At 34.8% G+C, this 2948-nt stretch carries 3 protein-coding genes; all 3 read right to left on the reverse strand.

The features are described 5' to 3' along the window. Positions 1-219: 219 nt before the first annotated feature. The 3 genes from AB1414_18320 to istA all read right to left on the reverse strand — a co-directional run bounded on the left by AB1414_18320 (position 220) and on the right by istA (position 2831). Positions 220-444 (reverse strand): helix-turn-helix transcriptional regulator, encoded by a 225-nt coding sequence (locus tag AB1414_18320; protein ID MEW6609371.1) that lies wholly within the window; start codon positions 442-444, stop codon positions 220-222. A gap of 129 nt (positions 445-573) precedes the next feature. Further along, positions 574-1350 carry an IS21-like element helper ATPase IstB gene (gene istB, locus AB1414_18325; protein ID MEW6609372.1) on the reverse strand — a complete coding sequence of 259 codons (777 nt, stop codon included), beginning with the start codon at positions 1348-1350 and terminating at the stop codon, positions 574-576. Continuing rightward, the gene (istA, locus tag AB1414_18330) at positions 1347-2831 is read right to left on the reverse strand and encodes an IS21 family transposase (GenBank protein ID MEW6609373.1); all 1485 of its coding nucleotides are present in this window, start codon (positions 2829-2831) and stop codon (positions 1347-1349) included. Before istA ends, istB begins: the two co-directional genes overlap by 4 nt. Positions 2832-2948: the final 117 nt, after the last annotated feature.

Here is a 2948-nt window from a genome sequence, read left to right on the forward strand (position 1 = left end):
TGTAAAATCCGTTTGTCAAGTAGACAAATTTTAAAAAAAATCCGGTCTAAAAATCGACATTCCTTCGGAACAAATATTTACCTTGTAAGATCCTTTAGAAAGATCTTACGTAATGGAATTATAAAGTTAATTTATAAGGATATTTAATCCAAAGATATCCTGTTCCATTACCGGATTTATTTTCAAAAAAGCAAATACCATCACCTCCAATCAAAAATTTTAACTACTTTTTCTGATAACCAATTGATAACCTATACCATCAAGAAACTTGATAAGTTTATCCAATCTCGGCAATCTATCTTTATTAAGTTTATTATTTATAGCTTGCTTTGTAAGTCCAAGTTTTTTTGCAAGTTGAACCTGAGAAATTTGTTCAACACATAATATAAATTTCAAAGTGGCAACAAATCTATCTTCATCTTTTATAATAAGTTCACTTTTCATAAAACACCTTCCTTGTAAAATGCATATGTCAACTAAATAGTTTACATTGCCATTTTGCCATTGTAAACGAATAAGTTGACAATGCTTTTATTCCGTTCAGTTGAACCTGGTTTTAAATAATGAGAATTTTTATACGTTAACATCATTGGATTTTTTCTCTTTATTTTCTCTGTCAGAGAAAGAAGTAATCTTTTTCCCACGAAGGCGGTAACTCTCTCCTGACAGATAATAAACTTCTCCATGATGGAGTAATCTGTCAACAAGAGCTGCAGCAAGAGAAGAATCCTGGAGTATATTCCCCCATTCTACAAGACTCTTATTACTCGTAATAATTAAAGGTTTTTTCTCATACCTACCTGCTACTATTTCATATAATATAGGACCTATATCAGAATTAAGAGCAAGGTATCCAAGTTCATCCAGTATAAGGAGGTCGCATTTTATCAATAACTTGATTTCTTTTTGCCTTTCGTAAATATTTTTTACCTGCAGTATTCTATTCATTAAAGATTGAACAGTAAAAAATCTTACATCATATCCCTGGGTAAGATGTTTTATACCTATAGCAATAGACAGATGTGTTTTCCCCAGACCTGCAGGACCTATCAGACAAAGAGTTCTACCCTGATTGATGAAAGTATTTTCCAGATAGGTCAAAAATACCTGTCTTTGTAATTCCGGCCTGAAACGGAAATCAAATTGTTCTATCGTTTTTTCATAAGGAAATCCGGCCATACGCAATCTTCTTCTTATTCCTCTTTCTTCCCGGAATAAGACTTCTTCCTGTAAAAGTCCGCGAAGGAAATCTCCATATCCCATATTTTCTTTAGCAGCTTTTTCTATCCAATCACTGTATACTTCTTTTATTCTGTTTAATTTTAGATTATTAAGTAGAACTTCCATCATTTTATACCGCCTTCCACATAGTTCAGGTAAACTTCCATAGGGCGGTCAATTTCTTTTTGGAACGGCAGCCCTCTTAATGGTAACAATTCCTGTCTGTTCCCATGTGACGGAATCTCCAGGAGATATTCCAGATATTCAGAACCATAACATTCCCATTCCGATGAAAGGGCTATAGCTGCAAGAAATTCATCTTTGCCGTGTCTGTTATATAGTTCATACATCTTTATCATATCTGGGCCAAAGGCTTCTACTCCTCTCCGGCGGCGGCATAAATTGGATATAAAATTATATATCTGCTCATCCTGATTTATCAGATGATCTCTGTAGAGCATGGCTCTTCCTTTTGGCTTTCTTATTAACACTTCTTCATAATGAGAAGGAACTATCACTTTTTCACCCTTTCCAAAACGGCGGCGGTGTTCTGCAACACATTCTGTCCCTTTCGGATCGTGTATAAGAATCCGGTCTTCCGTTATACGGACTATTATTGCCTGATTTACATATTTCGCAGGAACGGAATATATATTATTTTCTAAATGTATGCGGCTTTCCTGATTGACTTTACATACTGTCATAATTCCGTAATCTTTTGAATTCGTCTGAAGGGGGGTAAATTTCTTCTGTTCTTCAGGCAATAATTCGAACGGTATTCTATTATGAGCCTGGCACGGATTGCTATTTATCTTTTTCAACCATTCCTTACAACGGTTTGAAAGGTCTCCATCATCTACAAATTCACGGCCTCCTACAAAATTTCCCTTTACCGTTTTTACCAGATTTTCTACGCTGCCCTTCTGATTTCCGCTATAAGGATCACATATGTGACGATAGAAATCCATATCTACTGAAAACTTCTTAAATCCTTCATTCCAGATTGGTTTCCCTTCTTCATCTCTTCCTATTATTACTGTCTTCATGTTATCAAAGGCACAAGTCCACGGTATTCCTCCTATATATTCAAAAGCCCTTATTATACATCTTATCAGAGTTTCAAGTTTCATGTCTTTTTGAAATTCAGCATATATTACACGGCTATACTTTAATCGAGCTGCGAATATATAACGTGTCTGTCTTTCTTTATTTATAAACGGAAAGTCTCGCACTTCTCCCCAATCAATCTGAAGATATTCTCCCGCTAATCCTTCGAACCTTATAAATGTTTCAAGATGTTTTTCTTTTAGTTCTTTTTTTATTTTTGACACCTGTTCATAAAATACACTTCGACTTCCTTTATATGGAGGGTCTAACTCTTCTCGCGCTTTCTCCATCATTCGATTTACTTTTATTCCCTTATTTATCCATTCTTCTATTTCTTTTCTGTAAGGGGTTACTTGATTCTCTACTGCCGGTCTTTTGTATTTTTTATCTACAGGGTCTTTCATTACTTTTGATGCAGTTGCTCTATGGCAACCTATCTCTTCTCCTATTTCTTTATACTTTTTTCCTTTTTTTCTTAGATATTTTATTACGGTTCTTTCCATTTCCTTCAACATCTCCTTTTTACCTCCTGACTTTTTTGTCAGGTCTTATTTCGACGCCGAAGGATTTTGTCGTTTTTTAGACCGGATTCTTTGTTAACTTTCTAACCGGATTTTACA

This window comes from bacterium (assembly GCA_040755795.1).
Taxonomy (GTDB): domain Bacteria; phylum UBA9089; class CG2-30-40-21; order CG2-30-40-21; family SBAY01; genus JBFLXS01.